The 16,189-nt window shown below is 68.0% G+C and carries 13 protein-coding genes; 4 read left to right on the forward strand and 9 right to left on the reverse strand.

Annotated features, from left to right (window positions below):
* The first annotated feature begins 116 nt into the window (after positions 1–116).
* Positions 117–1,508 (forward strand): class II fumarate hydratase, encoded by a 1,392-nt coding sequence (gene fumC / locus AC3WMR_RS00130; protein ID WP_492262188.1) that lies wholly within the window; start codon positions 117–119, stop codon positions 1,506–1,508.
* A 361-nt stretch (positions 1,509–1,869) separates the two neighbouring features.
* Here the strand turns inward: fumC and AC3WMR_RS00135 are convergent, their stop codons facing one another.
* The gene (locus tag AC3WMR_RS00135) at positions 1,870–2,769 is read right to left on the reverse strand and encodes an AEC family transporter (protein WP_492262189.1); all 900 of its coding nucleotides are present in this window, start codon (positions 2,767–2,769) and stop codon (positions 1,870–1,872) included.
* A gap of 246 nt (positions 2,770–3,015) precedes the next feature.
* On the opposite strand from AC3WMR_RS00135, the gene AC3WMR_RS00140 reads away from it, so the two are divergent.
* Positions 3,016–4,008 carry a tripartite tricarboxylate transporter substrate binding protein BugE gene (locus AC3WMR_RS00140; RefSeq protein WP_492262190.1) on the forward strand — a complete coding sequence of 331 codons (993 nt, stop codon included), beginning with the start codon at positions 3,016–3,018 and terminating at the stop codon, positions 4,006–4,008.
* 97 nt (positions 4,009–4,105) lie between these two features.
* On the opposite strand, the gene AC3WMR_RS00145 is transcribed toward AC3WMR_RS00140, so the two are convergent.
* Entirely contained in the window at positions 4,106–4,996 is an 891-nt protein-coding gene (locus AC3WMR_RS00145; RefSeq protein ID WP_492262191.1) for a LysR family transcriptional regulator, read from the reverse strand.
* A 135-nt stretch (positions 4,997–5,131) separates the two neighbouring features.
* Here AC3WMR_RS00145 and ggt point away from each other — a divergent pair, with 135 nt between their 5' ends.
* Positions 5,132–6,889, forward strand: a complete 1,758-nt coding sequence (gene ggt, locus AC3WMR_RS00150; protein ID WP_492262192.1) for a gamma-glutamyltransferase — start codon at positions 5,132–5,134, stop codon at positions 6,887–6,889.
* 64 nt (positions 6,890–6,953) lie between these two features.
* Here ggt and AC3WMR_RS00155 read toward each other — a convergent pair whose 3' ends face one another.
* From AC3WMR_RS00155 to AC3WMR_RS00170, 4 genes are all read right to left on the reverse strand, one after another.
* On the reverse strand, positions 6,954–8,360 hold the full coding sequence (locus AC3WMR_RS00155; protein ID WP_492262193.1) for an APC family permease: 1,407 nt from the start codon (positions 8,358–8,360) through the stop codon (positions 6,954–6,956).
* Positions 8,361–8,629: 269 nt separating this feature from the next.
* Positions 8,630–9,751, reverse strand: coding sequence for a CaiB/BaiF CoA transferase family protein (locus AC3WMR_RS00160; RefSeq protein WP_492262194.1), 1,122 nt, complete (start codon positions 9,749–9,751; stop codon positions 8,630–8,632).
* A gap of 12 nt (positions 9,752–9,763) precedes the next feature.
* A complete protein-coding gene (locus AC3WMR_RS00165) occupies positions 9,764–10,744 on the reverse strand; it encodes a Bug family tripartite tricarboxylate transporter substrate binding protein (RefSeq protein WP_492262195.1) in 981 nt (326 codons plus the stop codon).
* A gap of 133 nt (positions 10,745–10,877) precedes the next feature.
* On the reverse strand, positions 10,878–12,581 hold the full coding sequence (locus AC3WMR_RS00170; protein WP_492262196.1) for an acyl-CoA dehydrogenase family protein: 1,704 nt from the start codon (positions 12,579–12,581) through the stop codon (positions 10,878–10,880).
* Positions 12,582–12,723: 142 nt separating this feature from the next.
* Here AC3WMR_RS00170 and AC3WMR_RS00175 point away from each other — a divergent pair, with 142 nt between their 5' ends.
* Positions 12,724–13,617 carry a LysR family transcriptional regulator gene (locus AC3WMR_RS00175; RefSeq protein WP_492262197.1) on the forward strand — a complete coding sequence of 298 codons (894 nt, stop codon included), beginning with the start codon at positions 12,724–12,726 and terminating at the stop codon, positions 13,615–13,617.
* On the opposite strand, the gene purU is transcribed toward AC3WMR_RS00175, so the two are convergent.
* The 3 genes from purU to AC3WMR_RS00190 all read right to left on the reverse strand — a co-directional run bounded on the left by purU (position 13,614) and on the right by AC3WMR_RS00190 (position 16,167).
* Positions 13,614–14,468: a formyltetrahydrofolate deformylase gene (purU, locus tag AC3WMR_RS00180; RefSeq protein ID WP_492262198.1), complete on the reverse strand. Its 855-nt coding sequence runs from the start codon at positions 14,466–14,468 to the stop codon at positions 13,614–13,616. The genes AC3WMR_RS00175 and purU overlap by 4 nt on opposite strands.
* A 77-nt stretch (positions 14,469–14,545) precedes the next feature.
* On the reverse strand, positions 14,546–15,649 hold the full coding sequence (locus AC3WMR_RS00185) for an NAD(P)/FAD-dependent oxidoreductase (protein WP_492262199.1): 1,104 nt from the start codon (positions 15,647–15,649) through the stop codon (positions 14,546–14,548).
* Positions 15,646–16,167, reverse strand: a complete 522-nt coding sequence (locus AC3WMR_RS00190) for a flavin reductase family protein (protein ID WP_025136754.1) — start codon at positions 16,165–16,167, stop codon at positions 15,646–15,648. The genes AC3WMR_RS00185 and AC3WMR_RS00190 overlap by 4 nt, the downstream gene beginning before the upstream one ends.
* Positions 16,168–16,189: the final 22 nt, after the last annotated feature.

Raw genomic sequence — 16,189 nt, forward strand, 5'->3', positions numbered from 1 at the left:
CAATTATAGGAATTCGGGTTTCTGCTAATCTATAAGTGATTGCTATTCTCAAATAAGTCGTGCCTGGCGGCTCCTCCGCCGACCGCGACGGACGCTGCTACGGAGCTGTACGCGCCATGAAGACCCGCATCGAAAAAGACACCTTCGGCCCCATCGAAGTCCCCGAAGACCACCTCTGGGGTGCACAGACCCAGCGCTCGCTGCATTTTTTCGCGATTTCCACCGAGAAAATGCCCGAACCCCTGGTCAACGCGATGGCGCGCTTGAAGCGCGCGGCCGCCAAGGTCAACGCCGACCTGGGTGAGCTCGATCCCAAGATCGCCGACGGCATCATCCGCGCCGCCGATGAAGTCATCGCCGGCAAGTGGCCCAACGAATTCCCGCTGTCCGTCTGGCAGACCGGGTCGGGCACGCAAAGCAACATGAACATGAACGAGGTGCTGGCCAACCGCGCCTCGGAAATCCTGGGCGGCGTGCGCGGCGAAGAACGCAAGGTCCACCCCAACGACCACGTCAACCGCGGCCAGTCGTCCAACGACACCTTCCCCACCGCCATGCACGTGGCCGCCGCCGTCCAGGTCGAACACCACCTGCTGCCGGCCCTGAAGACCCTGCGCGCCACCTTCGCCGCCAAGAGCGCCGAGTTCTACGACATCGTCAAGATCGGCCGTACCCACCTGCAAGACGCCACGCCCCTGACCCTGGGCCAGGAACTGTCCGGCTACGTCGCCCAACTGGATCTGGCCGAACAACAGATCCGCGCCACGCTGCCCGGCCTGCACCAGCTGGCCATCGGCGGCACCGCCGTCGGCACCGGCCTGAATGCCCACCCGCAATTTTCCGCCAAGGTCTCGGCCGAACTGGCCCATGCCACCGAAACTGCCTTCGTCTCGGCCCCCAACAAGTTCCAGGCATTGGCTTCCCACGAAGCCCTGCTGTTCGCTCACGGCGCCCTGAAGTCCCTGGCCGCCGGCCTGATGAAGATCGCCAACGACGTGCGCTGGCTCTCCAGCGGCCCGCGTTCCGGCCTGGGCGAAATCAGCATCCCCGAAAACGAACCCGGCAGCTCGATCATGCCCGGCAAGGTCAACCCGACCCAGTGCGAAGCCATCACCATGCTGGCCGCCCAGGTCCTGGGCAACGACGTCGCCATCAACATCGGCGGCGCCAGCGGCAACTTCGAACTGAACGTCTACAAGCCCCTGGTCATCCACAACTTCCTGCAATCGGTGCGCCTGTTGACCGACGGCATGGCCAGCTTCGACCAACACTGCGCCGCCGGCATCGAACCGAACCGCGAACGCATCGCCGAACTCGTCGACCGCTCGCTGATGCTCGTCACCGCCCTGAACCCGCACATCGGCTACGACAAGGCCGCCCAGATCGCCAAGAAAGCCCACAAGGAAGGCCTCTCCCTCAAAGAGTCCGCCCTGGCCCTGGGCTACGTCACCGAAGCCCAATTCGCCGACTGGGTCGTCCCCAGCAGCATGACGAACGCCGGCAAATAAGCCAAACGACCGGCGCCGCCACCACCCAGCCAAAGCGCCACAAATAAACCGCCCCATGGGGCGGTTTTTTTTCGCCAGCCCCCGCATGCGCGGCCCGCCCTTGCACCAAGCCCCCCGCAAGCGCGCAGCGACCACCGCCCACCCCACACGGCATGCAGCGCCTACCCCAAAAGAAATCGATCCCTCATCAGCGCGCAGCGATCACCGCCCCGACGCAAGACACCGCGTATGCAAAAACCGGCTGCCTGTGCAGCCGGTTTTTGCGGGCCCCGCAAATCTCTCACTCAATCGTGGGCGCCCGCTCGGCAAGCCGCCACCCCGAGGAGCGACCTACGAAGCACCAATCACCGCAAGCAAAAAATCAACGGCCCCCAGCAAGCATCATCCACAAAGGAATCGTCAAAGCAGAAAGCAACGTTCCAAGGGAAATCAAGACGGCAACCATCCGCCCATCCCCCCCCATCCGCATCGCCAACACATAAGCCGCAGAAGCCGTAGGCAACGCCCCAAACAACAACAGCATCCGCGCCTCAAGCGCAGGCAACCCCAGCAAGTTCGCCACCCCCAACGCCACAAGCGGCAACCCCACCAGCTTCACCACCAGCATCCAGGCAATCAACCCCCCGTACCCCTTGCCGCCTTCCCAAGCCAGACTGGCCCCCACGCATAGAATCCCCAACGCGATCGCCGCCGCGCCCAGCCGCGCCAGCACCGTATCCACCGGCCCCGGCAGATGCAGCCCCGCCAGATTGCACGCCAGCCCCGCCAGCGTCGACACCACCAGCGGATTGCGCGCCAGCTCGCGCAGCAGATTGCCGCCGTTGTGCCGCGCCAATCCGTACACCGCCGCCACATTCGCCATCGGCACCGCGAAGCCGATGATCAGCGCCATCACCGTCTGCCCCTGCGCGCCGCCCAGGCTCGCCGACAGCGCCAGCCCGATGTACGTGTTGAACCGGAAGCCGCATTGCGCCGACGACGCCAGCCCCAACGACGACGGCTTGAGCACCAGCCCCGCCAGCCACGACAGCGCCACGCCCGACACGATCACCGCGGCCGTCGCCTGCAACAGTATTACGGCATTGCCCGCGCTGATCGGCGTGCGCAGGATCGATTGAAAGAGCAGCGCGGGGAACAGCACGAAGTACACCAGGCGCTCGGTGCCGGCGAAAAACTCGCGTGAGAAATTCAGTTTGTGGCGCAGCGCCCAACCCAGCGCGACCAGCAAGAAATCAGGGAAAACCAGCAGTGCGACCGACATGGTGTGATGTGTTTTTTTCGAGGTCTGGGCCGGGGACCGGCGCCCTATGCGACTGTAAGCATTTGCTGCTATTCTCCGTCATTCCGGCGGGCGCGTGTGCCACAAGCAACTCATAAACAGCACGGCTTTCTGCCCTGCACACTAAGCAATGCGCCCCCACCGTTAACTGCTGACCCGCCCACAGGCGGGTGCACCACAAAACGGTCCGTTCACATACGGGCTCGCACACTTGGAGGAAACACACCCATGAATAAAGTTCGCTCCCTGGCTCTGGCCATCGCAGTGGCAACCGGTGCCGCAGGCACGCTCGGCGCTTCCGTCGCCCACGCCGCCGACAAGTATCCCAGCAAGCCGATTCGCGTCATCGTTCCGTTCGCGCCGGGCGGTTCCACCGACATCATCGCCCGTCTCGTGACGCAGCGCATGAGCCAGGAACTGGGTCAGCCGATGGTCGTTGAAAACAAGGGCGGCGCCGGCGGCGCCATCGGCGCGGCCGAAGCCGCTCGTGCCGACAAGGACGGCTACACGCTGTCGATCGCCACCGTGTCGACCATGGCCGTGAACCCGGCGTGCCGCCCCAACGACCTGCCGTACGATCCGATCAAGGACTTCCAGGCCGTCACCAACTTCGCCAACACCGCCAACGTCGTGGCCGTGAACCCGAAGTTCCCGGCCAAGGACTTCAAGGGCTTCGTCGAAGAGCTCAAGAAGAACCCCGGCAAGTACTCGTACGGCAGTTCGGGCACCTGCGGCGTGCTGCACTTGATGGGTGAATCGTTCAAGATGGCCACGGGCACCGACATCGTGCACGTGCCCTACAAGGGGTCGGGCCCGGCCGTGGCCGACGCCGTCGGCGGCCAGATCGAAATCCTGTTCGACAACCTGCCGTCCTCCATGCCGCAGATCCAGGCGGGCAAGCTGCGCGCCATGGCCATCGCGTGGCCGGAAGACATCGCCGCGCTCAAGGGCGTGCCGAACTTCAAGGAAGCCGGCTTCCCCGTGCTGAACCAGCCGGTCTGGTACGGCCTGCTGGCGCCCAAGGGCACCCCGATGGAAGTCGTGAACAAGCTGCGTGACGCCGCTGTCGTGGCCCTGAAGGACCCGAAGGTCATCAAGGCGCTGGACGATCAGGGCTCGGCCCCGTCGGGCAACACGCCGGAAGAATTCACGAAGGAAATCCAGGAGCAGTACGACTGGGCCAAGGACGTCGTGAAAAAGCAGAACATCAAGCTGGACTGATGGCGTGATGGCGCGGGCCTGGCCCGCTGCCTGAACCGTCAAGCAAAGAGCGCCCTCGGGCGCTCTTTTTCATTGGGCGACAGTACGCTCGTCGTGGCTAGGCGTGCAGCGCGGCCTGGCTCGCTTCGCACGCGCCGCGCAGCCGGTCGATCAGGTCGCGGTGCAGCGCCGACAACGGGTCCTGCTCGCGCGCCAGTACGCTGATCGGCACCTGCAAGGTCGGCGCCAGCCGCCGCAGGTGCATGCCGGGGCGCAGCATCGCCTGCGCCGTGACCGCATCAACGATGGCGTCTCCCGCGCCCGCCTGGGCCAGTGCGCAGGCCACGTAGTGCGTTTGCACGCGCACCGCGGCGCGCGGGGCCAGGCCGTGCGCATCCAGCGCCATCTGCAACAGCGCGCCGGACGCATCGCTGGCGTCCAGCAGGATCAGTGCGTCGCCCGCAATGTCGGCCAACGCCAGCGGGCCGTGGCCGGGCTGCGCGCTCAGGTGCACCAGTTCGGTGTGGCCCAGCTCGATGCGTGTCAGGCCCGGCGTGTCGCGGGTGTCGAAGGTCACCGCCAGGTCCAGCTCGCGCGTCAGCATGCCGTTGACCAGCTCGGTGCTGTGGTGGGTATGAATGTCGAAAGTCAGGCCGGGCTGGGCCTGGCGGCTGTCGCGCACCACGCCCGGCAACAGGCCCAGGCCCAACGCCGGCGCGCAGCCCAGCCGCAGATGGGCATGGGGCCGGTCGCGCAGGCTGGCGGCCAGGCGGCGCACGCTGTCCAGGTCCTGGTTCAGGCGGGCGACCTCGGGCGTCAGGATGTCGGCCTCGCGAGTGGCGACCAGGCGGCCTTTCACGCGTTCGAACAGCTTGAAGCCCAGCTGCGCCTCGGCGCTGGCCAGCAGCTTGCTGGCGGCCGGTTGCGTGATGTGCAGCGCCGCCGCGGCCTGCGTCAGGGAGCCGGTGCGGCGGATCGCTTCGAAGATCTCGATGTGGCGCAGGCGCATGGGAAAGGGAAAGTGTCGGCGCAAAGCGGCATTCTACGGCGCGGCGAGACGGCATGTGGCGGTATCAAGGACCGCGCCGATTTGTCTATCATGCAAGCTCATGCCGGCCCGCCGGCGTCATCCGTGGAGTCTGTCATGCGCATGCGTCCCTGCGCCGCCGCCGTCCTGCTCGCCGCCGCGCTGGCCGCGATGCCATCCGCCTGGGCCCGTTCGCCCGTCGCCACCGACGACCTCAACCCCGAAGCCGCCACCGGCACCCGCGCGCGCGAATTGGTGCGTGCGCCGCATTTCATGATGGTGGCGGCCAACCCGCTGGCCACCGAGGCCGGCGACGAGATGCTGCGCCGGGGCGGCAGCGTGGTCGACGCCGCTATCGCGGCGCAACTGGTGCTGAACCTGGTCGAGCCGCAATCGTCCGGCATCGGCGGGGGCGCCTTCATGGTGGTGTACTCGGCCAGGCAGGGCCGCATCGTCACGTACGACAGCCGCGAGACAGCGCCAGCCGCCGCGCGCCCCGACCGCTTCCTGGATGCCGAGGGCAAGCCGTTGCCGTTCGTGCAGTCGGTCAACAACGGCATGGCGGTGGGCGTGCCGGGCCTGCTGCGCGGGCTGGAAATGGCGCACCGGCGCCAGGGCAAGCTGCCGTGGGCCGATCTGTTCCAGCCGGCCATCCGCCTGGCCGAACAGGGCTTCGCGGTGTCGCCGCGCCTGCACAAGCTGCTGGCGGGCAACAAGGAACTGCCGCGCCAGGCGGCGGCCGCCGCCTATTTCTATGCGCCCGACGGCGCCGCGTGGCCCGTCGGCCATGTGCTGAAGAACCCGGCCTTGGCGGCCACGCTGCGGGCCGTGGCCCAGGGCGGCGCCGACGCTTTTTATCAAGGCGATATCGCGCGCGACATCGTGGCGGCGGTGCATGCCCACGCCAAGCCGGGCGACCTGGCGCTGGCCGATCTGGCGGGCTACCAGGCGCGCGAGCGCGAGCCGGTCTGCGGCGCCTATCGCGGTTACCAGCTGTGCGGCATGGGGCCGCCAAGCAGCGGCCCGATCGCCGTGCTGCAGATGCTGGGCGAACTGGAGCAGTACCCGCTGTCGCACTATGCGCCCGGCAGCGTCGAGGCGGTGCACTATTTTTCGGAAGCCGGCCGGCTGGCGTTTGCCGACCGCGACTTCTACGTGGCCGACCCCGACTTCGTCAAGGTGCCGGTGCGCGCCATGCTGGACCCGGCCTACCTGCGCGCCCGCGGCGCGTTGATCCAGCCGGATCGAAGCATGAAGGTCGCGCTGCCCGGCGATCCCGAGGGCAAGCTGCTGTCGCGGGGCCGGGACAACGCGCTGGAACAGCCATCGACCAGCCACCTGGTGGCGGCGGACGCGGACGGCAATGCGCTGTCCATGACCACCACCATCGAAAACGAATTCGGCAGCAAGATCTTCGTGCGCGGCTTCCTGCTGAACAACGAGATGACCGATTTCTCGTCATCGTTCAAGGACCCCGAAGGCCGGCTGGTGGCGAATCGTGTCGAACCTGGCAAGCGCCCGCGCAGCGCGATGTCGCCGCTGATCGTGCTGCGCGACGGCAAGCCTTACCTGCTGGTGGGTTCGCCCGGCGGTAGCGCCATCATCAATTACGTTGCCAAGACGGTGGTGGCGGTGCTGGATTGGGGCCTGGACATCCAGGCCGCGGCGGCGCTGCCCAACATGGGCAGCCGCAACAAGGAAACCGAACTGGAAAAGGGCACCGCGCTGGAAGCGTTGGCGCCGGCCCTGGAACGCATGGGGCACCCGGTGAAGATCACCGAGTTTCCCAGCGGCATCCATGGCATCGTGATCACGCCGGACGGCCTGCAAGGCGGGGTCGACCCGCGGCGCGAAGGGCTGGCGAAGGGCGGCTAAGGCAGCCCGGGGGGGCAGGGCAGCCCGGCCTGCCACCGCGTGGCCGGGCCGGCCGCCCGCCGGTTCAGTCCAGCGCCGCGGGGTCCAGCTGCATCTTGTCTTCCTTGCGGCGCGCCAGGTAGGTCACGCCCCACATCACCACGCCCAGCAGCAGCAGCCAGCCGGCGACCTGGTACTGGATCACGTCGCGGCCGGTCAGCGGTGTGACCAGGAACAGGCAGGCCGCAGCCCCCAGCCAGGGCACGACGCGGTTGATGCGGAAGTGCTCGTGCTTGACCGGGTGGCGGCGCAGCACCAGCACCGCCACGTTGACGAAGGCGAACACGCCCAGCAGCAGCAAGGCCGTGGTGCCGCCCAGCGCGCGGATGGCTTCGGAATCGCCCAGCGCCACCAGGATGATCAGGCCGAAGGCCAGCACGGTGGTGAACAGGATGGCCGTCCAGGGCGTCTGGTTGCGGCGATGCACGTGGGCCAGGAACGACGGCAGCACGCCCTGGCGCGACATGCCGTACAGGAGGCGGCTGGCCATCATCATGTTGATCAGCGCCGAATTGGCGACCGCGAACATCGAGATCACCGGCATGATGTATTCCACCGGCAGGCCCGGCGCGGCGCGCTTGACCACCAGCACCAGCGGCGTGCTGCTGCTGGCCAGTTCGCCCACCGGCACCAGCGCCACGGCGCAGATCGACACCAGCACGTAGATCACGGCGGTCAGCCCCAGGCCCGTCAGCATCACCTTGGGAAAGATGCGGCTGGGGTTGTGGGTTTCCTCGGCCATGTTGACCGAATCCTCGAAGCCGACCATGGCAAAGAACGCCAGCGCGGTGGCCGAGGTGACGGCCAGGAACACGCTCTTGTCTTCCGGCGTGTCGAAGGCGATGACGCGCGAGAAATCGGCCTGGCCTTCGGACATGGCGTAAAAGCCCAGCAGGATCACCATCAGCAGGCCCGACAGTTCGATCAACGTCAGCACCACGTTGGCGCGCACGCTTTCCGAGGCGCCGCGCAGGTTCACCAGCATCACCAGCGCCATGAAGCCCAGCGCGCCGATCGTGATCCAGGTCTTGTCAGCCTCCATGCCGAAGGCCGCAAACATATTGGCGGCAAAGGCTTGCGAGGCGGTCGCGGCCGATGTCAGGCCTGAACACATCACGGTAAAGCAGACGATGAAGGTCAGGAAGTGCACGCCGAACGCCTTGTGCACATACAGCGCCGCGCCGGCCGCTTTCGGGTACTTGGTCACCAGTTCCAGGTAGGACAGCGCGGTCAGCAGCGCCACGCCGAACGCCACCAGGAACGGCAGCCAGGCGGCCCCGCCGACTTCTTTGGCCACCTGACCGGTCAGCGCATACACGCCGGTGCCGAGAATATCGCCGACGATGAACAGCAACAGCAGCTTGGGTCCCATCACCCGCTTGAGCGGGGCGTTCTCTTGCGGCGCATCACCGCTGGAGGCATTCGCAGCCATAGTCTTTCTCCTTGTTCTCTTTCGATGGGAGTCGCGCCAGGGCAACGTCAGGGCCTGCCGTTGCAGCAGGCCCGAAGTACGGGAAAAAGTCTAAATCGGCCGGACGCCAGGCAATGCAACAGTGATGCAACGAATTGTCTGTGCATGAAAAACATGCAAGAGAGACTGCGAGGGCATGAAAACGCCCACGCAAGGTGGGCGATGAAGCGAACGTGATGGGCAGGACGGCCCACAGCAAGCAGGCCGTACCCAAGCAGGCCGCGACGAGCTCAGTCGGTCGGTGACGCCAGGTCCGGCGGCAGCCGCCGCAGCGTGGCCGGCGTGCGCGACAGCTTGATGGGCGAGCCCACGCCGCGGTAGTCCCCTTGTTCCAGCACCATGCCGCGGTGCCGGGTGTGCGGATGCGCCAGTGCCTGGTCTACCGTCTGTACGGCGGCGGCCGGCACGCCGGCGCGTAGCAGGCGGTCGGCCAGCGCGGCGGCCTCGTGGCGGGCCAGCAGCGTCGCCAGGTCGTCGCGCAGCGCCGGGCGGTTCGCCAGGCGGTCGGCGTTGGCGGCGTAGCGCGGGTCGTCGGCCAGGGCGGGCGCGCCCAGCACCTGGGCCAACTGGGCGAACTGCCGGTTGTTGCCCACGGCCAGGAAGATCGGGCCGCTGGCGGTGGGCAGGGTTTCGTAGGGCGCGATGTTGGGATGCGCGTTGCCGCTGCGGCCCGGCGTCTTGCCGCTGTAGAAGTAGTTGGGCGCGTGCGGATGCAGCAACGACAGCGCGCAGTCGTACAGCGTGATGTCCAGGAACTGGCCCAGGTTGCTGCGCACGCGCTCGTTCAGCGCCAGCAGGATCGCCACCGCGGCGTTCAGGCCCGTCACCATGTCCACCACCGGCAGGCCCACGCGAGTGGCTTCGCCGTCGGCCTCGCCGTTCACGCTCATCAGGCCACACATGGCCTGGGCGCAGGCGTCGTAGCCGGGCAGGCCGCCCAGCGGGCCGTCGGCGCCGAAGCCGCTGACGCGGCAGTGCACCAGCCGGGGAAACTGCTGGCTCAGCGTGTCGTAGCCCAGGCCCCACTTTTCCAGCGTGCCGGGCTTGAAGTTCTCGACCAGCACGTCGGCATCGGCCAGCAGGTGGCGCAGCAGTTCCTGGCCCGCGGCTTGCGACAGGTCCAGCGTCATGCCGCGCTTGTTGCGATTGACGCCGACGAAGTACGAGGCCGTGTCGCCCAGGAAAGGCGGGCCCCAGCCACGGGTCTCGTCGCCGCCGGGCGGCTCGATCTTGAGCACGTCGGCGCCGTGGTCGGCCAGGATCTGGGTGCAGTAGGGGCCGCCCAGCACGCGGGACAGGTCGATCACTTTGCAGCCGGCCAGGGCGCCGGCATCGGGAAGCTGTGGAGCCATGGAGCCTCGGGGTCAGTCGATGGAAACGTGGGCGCTCTGGATGAGCGTGCGCCACTTGGGCACTTCGTTGGCGATGAAGGCGGACAGGCCTTGCGGGGTCTGGTCTTCGGCCCGCACGATGCCCTGGCTGCGCAGGGTCTGTTCGATGGCGGGGTCGGCCAGCGCGGTCTGGAACGCCTGGTTCAGCCTGGCCGTCACCGCGGCGGGCGTGTCCTTGGGCGCGACGATGCCGAAGAACACGCTGACGTCGTAGCCCTTCAGGCCTTGCTCGGACAGGGTCGGCAGGTCGGGCAGGGCGTCGGAGCGTTGCGCGCTGGCCAGGCCGATGGCGCGCAGCTTGCCGGCCTTGATGTACGGCAGCGCGGTCAGGATGTCGGTGAACGACATCGACACCTGTCCACCCAGCAGGTCGTTCAGCGCCGGCCCCGTGCCCTTGTAGGGGATGTGCATGACCTGGGTGCCGGCCATCTGGTTGAACAGGATGCCCGCCAGGTGCGACGAGGCGCCGTTGCCGGACGAGGCGTAGCTGAGCCTGTCCGGGTTCTTCCTGGCGTAGGCGATCAGTTCCTGTGCGTTGTTGGCGGGCACCGACGGATTCACCACCAGGATGTTGGGCAGGTGGCCGATGCGGATGATGGGCGCGAAGCTGGTCTCGGGGTTGTAGCCCTGGTTCTTGTACAGGCTGACGTTGATGGCCAGCGGCCCGGAGGTGCCGAACAGGATGGTGTAGCCGTCCGGCTTGGCGGCGGCCACGTATTCGGACCCGATGTTGCCGCCCGCGCCGGCGCGGTTCTCGACGATCACGGTCTGCCCCAGCGGCGTCTTCAGTTTTTCGGCCAGGCGGCGGGCCAGGGCATCGGTGGGACCACCGGGCGGGAAGGGCACCACCAGCGTGACGGGGCGGGACGGGTAGGCGTCGGCGGCCAGCGCGGGCGCGGCGCCGGCCGTGAGCGCGGCGGCGGCCAGCAGCAAGGGGGTGAACAAGCGTTTCATGGAAGTCTCCAGTGGTAGGGGCGCGCCGACTGTGCCGCCGGCGTCGTGGGTCGAACAGGCATGCGGGCCATGCCGCATCGCCAGGTCAAGCGTGCGCACCCGTCCTGCTACGGGTGCGGCAAAGGGCGCCAGCCTACAGCGCGTACTGCAGGATGCCGCGGCAGGCGGCGCTTTCGTCGGCGGCAATGGCGTAGGGATCGCGCGGCGCCAGGCGATGCTGCAGCACCTGGTCAGCCAGCAAGGCACGGCTGGCCAGGCCCTCGCCAGCCGCTTCCCAGCGCAGCGCCGCCATGGAAACCGCGTGGTACAGCAGCGCGGCGGCCTGGCGCGCCAGTTCGGCGCGGTCGCCCTGGGCGGCGTGCTCGGCCAGCGCATAGGTCTGTTCCAGCGCGCGGGCCTGGGTGTCGGCCAGGGCGGGCGGGCAGGGCAGGCCGTCGGCCAGCAAGTGGTCGATGTGGCGGCGCAGCGCGGGCAGCGAGCCTTCTTTCTTGATGGCCCGCAGCACGTCCAGCGCCACGATGTTGCTGGTGCCTTCCCAGATTGAACCCAGGTGGGCGTCGCGCACCAGCCGCGGTTCGGTCCATTCTTCGATATAGCCGCAGCCGCCGCGCACTTCCATGGCGTCACCGGTGACTTTGCGTGCGTCGCGGCAGGCGCGGAACTTGATCAGCGGCGTCAGGATGCGGGCCAGCGCGGGGTCGCCGCGGCCCTGGTCGGCGTCGGCCAGCGCGCGCGCCGTCTGGAACATGACGCTGCGCGCCTGCTCCGCCCACACCGTCATCTTGACCAGCTGGCGCTGCATCAGCGGCATGTCGATCAGGCGCTTGCCAAAGGCGCGGCGGTGCTGCGAGACGTAGACGGCCTCGGTGACCGCGCGGCGCATCAGGCCGGCCGCGCGCATGCCGTTGGACAGGCGCGAGTTGTTGATCATGTCGGCCATGTGCTTGAAGCCCTTGCCGCGTTCGCCCACCAGCCAGGCCGTGGCGCCTTCCAGCCGGATCTCGCCGCTGGCCATCGAGCGCGTGCCCAGCTTGTCCTTCAGGCGCAGGATGCGGTAGCGGTTGTGCGTGCCGTCTTCCAGGTCGCGCGGCAACAGGAACAGCGATACGCCCTTCAGGCCCGGCTCGGCTTCGCTGCGCGCCAGCACCATGGCAAAGCCGGCGTCGGGGTTGGAGCAGAACCACTTGTCGCCGGATACGCGCCAGGTGCCGTCATCCTGGGGCTGGGCGGTGACTTCGGTGGCGCTGACGTCGGACCCGGCGCCTTGCTCGGTCATGAACATGGCGCCCTGGCGCAGGGTGTCGAAATCCTGGCTGGTGACCTGCGGCAGCACCCGTTCCACCAGCGCCGGGTCGCCGAACTTGCGCAGCGTGCGGGCCAGGGAATCGGTCATGCTGACCGGGCAGCACAGGCCGAACTCGGCCTGCACGAACAGGTGGCTGAGCGCGTACTTGGCGGCCGCCGGCATGGGTTCCGGCCAGCCCAGCACGCCGCCCCGGTGCGACAGGGCCGCCAGGCCGAATTCGCTGTAGGCCAGGCGTTCCAGTTCGACGTAGGCCGGGTGCTTGTCCACCCGCGATTCGTCGGCCCCGGCGCGGCTGCGCACCGACAGGGTGGGCGGATGCTTGTCGGCCGTGGCCGCCAGCTCGTCCATGCGGCCGCCGGCCAGTTCGCCCAGGCGGTCCAGGTGCGGCAGCAGGTGCGCATGCAGCGCGGCGGGCAGGTAGTGCCGGGCCAGCGGCGCGGCGTAGGGGTCGGCGCGAAACAGGTTCAGGCCGCGAGAATCCGGTACGGGCGTGGCCGAAACCGGGGTGGCGGGCTGGGCGGGGGTATCCATGGCGGCCTCCTGCGGGGGAATGGGTTGCCTGGCATGGTGCGACGATGGATTAATCTATACAAATACCGTTTTGGTGTAGACCTATCCAAAAAAAATATGGATCTCGGACGGCGCCGCCCCGCGGCGCTCAGGGAGGAGACCGATGGACCTGGACCCGCGCCTGTTGCGCTATTTCATCGCCGTGGCCGAAGAACGCCATTTCAGCCGGGCGGCGGCGCGCCTGCACATTTCGCAGCCGCCGCTCAGCTACGCCATCCGCCAGCTGGAAGACAACGTCGGCGCGCGGCTGTTGGCGCGCACCAGCCGCCAGGTGGAACTGACCGCGGCCGGCCAGGTGCTGTACCGCGAGGCCCTGACGCTTCTGCGCCAGGCCGAGGACGTGCGCACGCTGGTGCAGCGGGTGGACGCCGGCCTGCGCGGACGGCTGCGCATCGGCTTCGTGGGGTCGATGCTGTATCGCGGCCTGCCAGCGCTGCTGGCGGCCATGCGCGCCGAACTGCCGGACGTCGAGCACGTGCTGACCGAGCAGAATTCGCACGACCAGATCGAGGCCGTGCGGCGTGGCGAACAGGACCTGGGCTTCATCCATGCCAACCCGGTGCCGGCCGGGGTGGCCGCGCGCGACCTGCTGGCCGAGCCGTTCGTGGTGTGTCTGCCCGACAGCCACCCGCTGGCCCGGCGGCGGTCGCTGCGGCTGGCGGAGCTGGCCACGGACGATTTCGTGTTCTTCGCCCGGGCCGCCTCGCCCAGCTATTACGAAACCGTGCTGTCGCTGTGCGTGGGGGCAGGCTTCATGCCGGTGATTCGCCACGAGGTGCGCCACTGGCTCAGCGTGGCCTCGCTGGTGTCGCAGGGGCTGGGCGTGTCGATCGTGCCCGCCTGCCTGTCGCGCAGCGGGCTGGCGGGCACGCGCTTCATCGCGTTCGAGCACCAGGCGCGCTCGGTCAGCCAGGTGATCTGGCCGGCGGCGGCACGCTCGCCGCTGCAGGACAAGGCGCTGGCGCTGGTCGAGCGCCAGTTCCCGCAGGGTTCCTAGCGGAACACCACGGTCTTGTTGCGATTCAGCAGGATGCGGTGTTCGACATGGCTGCGCACGGCGCGCGACAGCACCAGCGATTCGATGTCGCTGCCGACCTGGGTCAGGTCCTGCGCGGTCATTGTGTGGTCCACGCGCTCGATGTCCTGGTCGATGATCGGGCCTTCGTCCAGGTCCGAGGTCACGAAGTGGGCGGTGGCGCCGATGATCTTTACGCCGCGCGCATGCGCCTGGTGGTACGGGCGCGCGCCCTTGAAGCTGGGCAGGAAGCTGTGGTGGATGTTGATGGCGCGGCCGTTCAGCGCGCGGCACATGTCGGCCGACAGGATCTGCATGTAGCGGGCCAGCACCACCAGGTCGATGCTGTACTGGTCCACCAGCGCCAGCACGTCCTGCTCTTGCCGTGCCTTGGTTTCGGGCGTGACGGGCAGGTGGTGGAACGGAATGCCATACGAGGCAGCCAGGCCGGCGTAGTCGTTGTGGTTGGACACGATGGCCGCCACTTCGGCATGCAGCTGGCCGCTGTGCACGCGGAACAGCAGGTCGTTCAGGCAGTGGCCCTGCTTGCTGACCATGATCAGCAGGCGTTCCTTGCGGCGGGCGTCATGCAGCTGCAGGTCCATGCCGTACTCGGCCGACACCTCGTCCAGCCGGCCGCGCAGGGCCTCGGGGGCCACGCCCACGGGCAGGTCGAAGTGCACCCGCAGGAAGAAGCGGCCGGTTTCCTCGTCGCCGAACTGCTGCGAATCCAGGATGTTGCAACCCAATTCGAACAACAGGCCGCTGACGCGAAAGACGATGCCGGTGCGGTCAGGGCAGGACAGGGTCAGGATGTAGTCGTTGTGCTGCATGGCTAAGAGGAAAAAGGAAAGGAATGAAGGGAGCTTCGGCGCTTGCCCACGGGGCAGTCAGCGCGCGACGCAGAGATTCACAGTCTGGCCAGGGTCTCTTCGGCCAAGGCCAGGCTGGACGTGAGGCCTGGCGATTCTATGCCGAACAGATTCACCAGGCCGGGCACGCCATGCACGGCGGGGCCGGCGATGACGAAATCGGCGGCCGGTTCGTGCGGGCCGGAAATCTTGGGACGGATGCCGGTATAGCCCGGCGTCAGGGCATCGTCGGGCAGCGCCGGCCAGTAGCTGCGCACGGCGGCGTAGAACACGTCGGCGCGGGCCGGATCGAGGGTGTAGTCCTCGGTGCCGACCCATTCGGTGTCGGGGCCGAACTTGGCCTGGCCGCCCATGTCCAGCGTCAGGTGCACGCCCAGGCCGGCGTGCTGCGGCACCGGGTAGATCAGGCGCGAGAACGGGGCGCGTCCGGCCAGCGTGAAGTAGCTGCCCTTGCACAGGTAATCGGTGGGAATGCTGGCGGGCGGCACGCCGTCGATGCGGCGGGCCAGCGCCGGCGCCTGCAGGCCGGCCGAATTGATCAGCACGTTGCAGGTCAGGTTGATGGCGTCATCGCCGCCGAACTGCAATTCGAAGCCGCCTTCGGGGCGGACGCGGCCGGACACCAGCGGCGTGTGGAACACGCATTGGGCGCCCGCGTTCTCGGCGTCGCCCTGGTAGGCCAGCATCAGCGCGTGGCTGTCGACGATGCCGGTGGACGGCGACACCAGCGCGGCCGTGCATTGCAGCGCCGGCTCCAGCCGCATGGCGTCTTCGCCGGAAATGAATTGCAGGTCGTCCACGCCGTTGGCGCGGGCGCGCTGGGCAATGCCTTCGAGCTGGGTGGCCTGTTCGGCGGTGGTGGCGACGATCAGCTTGCCCAGGCGCCGGTGCGGAATGCCGCGTTCGGCGCAATAGGCGTACAGCAGGTGCTTGCCGCGCACGCACAGGCGGGCCTTCAGGCTGCCGGCCGGGTAATAGATGCCCGCGTGGATGACTTCGGAATTGCGCGAGCTGGTGCCGGTGCCGATGGCCTCGGTGGCTTCGGCCACCAGCACTTCGCGGCCGGACTGGGCCAGCGCGCGCGCGATGGCCAGGCCGACCACGCCGGCGCCGATCACCACGCAATCGATATCGGCGCTCATGGGGTCTTGCCGGCGCGGGCGCCGGCCGGCGTCAGGTCGAAACCGCCCGCATGGAACACCAGGGGCGGTTCGCCGCTGTGGCCGCAACGCTCGACTTCTCCGACCATGATGACGTGATCTCCTTCGACGTAGCGGCTGCGGTTGTGGCATTCGAACCAGGCGGCGCAGTGGCCGTCCAGCATCGGCGTGCCGCCCGGCGCATGGTGCACCGTCAGGCCGTTGTAGCGGTCGGGCGTCTTGCCGGTAGCAAAGCGCCGCGCCAGGGCGATCTGTTCGGCCCCGAGCACGTTGACCACGTAGCGCTGGCACTGCTCGAAGGCGGCCAGCGACGAGGAATTGCGCGACAGGCTCCAGAGCACCAGCGGCGGGTTGAGCGAAACCGAGTTGAACGAGCTGACCGTGAGCCCGATGGGCGCGCCATCGAGGTCGGAAGTGGTCACGACCGTGACGCCGGTGGCGTAGCGGCCCAGCGCGGTGCGAAAGAAAGCAGCGTCGAAATCAGGGGAGGAGGCGGGCATGCAGATAGGGGAGGGAGCGGGC

Source organism: Achromobacter sp. FW305-C-28, from assembly GCF_058783235.1.

Coding starts and splice junctions, on each gene's coding strand:
- fumC (WP_492262188.1), top strand. CDS start 117: ATGAAGACCCGCATCGAAAAAGACACCTTCGGCCCCATCGAAGTCCCC.
- AC3WMR_RS00135 (WP_492262189.1), bottom strand. CDS start 2,769: ATGTCGGTCGCACTGCTGGTTTTCCCTGATTTCTTGCTGGTCGCGCTG.
- AC3WMR_RS00140 (WP_492262190.1), top strand. CDS start 3,016: ATGAATAAAGTTCGCTCCCTGGCTCTGGCCATCGCAGTGGCAACCGGT.
- AC3WMR_RS00145 (WP_492262191.1), bottom strand. CDS start 4,996: ATGCGCCTGCGCCACATCGAGATCTTCGAAGCGATCCGCCGCACCGGC.
- ggt (WP_492262192.1), top strand. CDS start 5,132: ATGCGCATGCGTCCCTGCGCCGCCGCCGTCCTGCTCGCCGCCGCGCTG.
- AC3WMR_RS00155 (WP_492262193.1), bottom strand. CDS start 8,360: ATGGCTGCGAATGCCTCCAGCGGTGATGCGCCGCAAGAGAACGCCCCG.
- AC3WMR_RS00160 (WP_492262194.1), bottom strand. CDS start 9,751: ATGGCTCCACAGCTTCCCGATGCCGGCGCCCTGGCCGGCTGCAAAGTG.
- AC3WMR_RS00165 (WP_492262195.1), bottom strand. CDS start 10,744: ATGAAACGCTTGTTCACCCCCTTGCTGCTGGCCGCCGCCGCGCTCACG.
- AC3WMR_RS00170 (WP_492262196.1), bottom strand. CDS start 12,581: ATGGATACCCCCGCCCAGCCCGCCACCCCGGTTTCGGCCACGCCCGTA.
- AC3WMR_RS00175 (WP_492262197.1), top strand. CDS start 12,724: ATGGACCTGGACCCGCGCCTGTTGCGCTATTTCATCGCCGTGGCCGAA.
- purU (WP_492262198.1), bottom strand. CDS start 14,468: ATGCAGCACAACGACTACATCCTGACCCTGTCCTGCCCTGACCGCACC.
- AC3WMR_RS00185 (WP_492262199.1), bottom strand. CDS start 15,649: ATGAGCGCCGATATCGATTGCGTGGTGATCGGCGCCGGCGTGGTCGGC.
- AC3WMR_RS00190 (WP_025136754.1), bottom strand. CDS start 16,167: ATGCCCGCCTCCTCCCCTGATTTCGACGCTGCTTTCTTTCGCACCGCG.